The 1117-nt window shown below is 69.2% G+C and carries 1 protein-coding gene; it reads left to right on the forward strand.

What is annotated here, in order from left to right; all coding sequences use genetic code 11:
* The first annotated feature begins 128 nt into the window (after window positions 1-128).
* Window positions 129-1115 carry an IS481 family transposase gene (locus AC3A5R_RS23080; protein ID WP_487623115.1) on the forward strand — a complete coding sequence of 329 codons (987 nt, stop codon included), beginning with the start codon at window positions 129-131 and terminating at the stop codon, window positions 1113-1115.
* Window positions 1116-1117: the final 2 nt, after the last annotated feature.

Here is a 1117-nt window from a genome sequence, read left to right on the forward strand (position 1 = left end):
GCTAGGTGTACTGACCGGGCACGTTGGTTGAGGGAATGCGACTTCGCGCTGTGAGCTGCTGACAGGGGAGGGCCTCCCGCGGTGGAGTGGAACTGCTCAAGGTTCACTTCGCCAAACAGGAGGCCCTCGTGTCCCACGCTAACGCCGCCCTGACCCCACGCGCCCGGCTACGAGTCGCACAGCTGGTCATCGACCACCACGTCCCGATCGTGGAGGTCGCCGCCCGGTTCCAGTGCTCCTGGCCCACGGTCAAACGCTGGGCCGACCGGTACGCCGCCGGCGAGGCGATGACCGACCGGTCCAGCCGGCCCCGGTCGATGCCGGCCAAGACCCGCCCGGCCACGACCAAGCGGATCGTGGCGCTACGGTTGCGCAAACGCCTGGGCCCGGTCCAACTCGCCGCCCTGACCGGCGTGGCGCCCTCGACCGCGCACCGGGTGCTGACCCGCTGCCGGCTGAACCGGCTGGCCCACGTGGACCGGGCCACTGGTGAGCCGGTGCGTCGGTATGAGCACGAGCATCCGGGAGCGATGCTGCACGTGGACGTCAAGAAGCTGGGCAACATCCCCGACGGCGGTGGGTGGCGCTACGTCGGACGCGTCCAAGGACGGCACAACCGGCGGTCGACCCCCGGCAAACCCAAGAACACGTACTACAACCCGAAGATGGGTCACGCGTTCGTGCACACCGTCATCGATGACCACTCCCGCGTCGCCTACGCCGAGATCCACGACGACGAGACCGCCGCCACCGCAACCGCGGTCCTACGCCGCGCCGTGGCCTGGTTCGCCGCCCGCGGGATCCCCACCGAGAGAGTCCTGTCCGACAACGGCCCGGCCTACCGATCCAACCTGTGGCGCGACCTGTGCGCCGAGCTCGCGATCAAACACACCCGCACCCGGCCCTACCGCCCCCAGACCAACGGCAAGATCGAACGCTTCCACCGCACCCTGGCCGACGGGTGGGGCTACGCCCGCTGCTACGGCTCAGAAGACGAACGCCGCGCCGCCCTGCCAGCATGGCTGCACGAGTACAACCACCACCGACCCCACACCGCCTGCGGGAACAAGCCACCCATCACCCGCTTGACCAACCTGTCGGGTCAGTACAGCTAGGC

This window comes from Intrasporangium sp. Soil_C_50 (genome assembly GCF_057656595.1).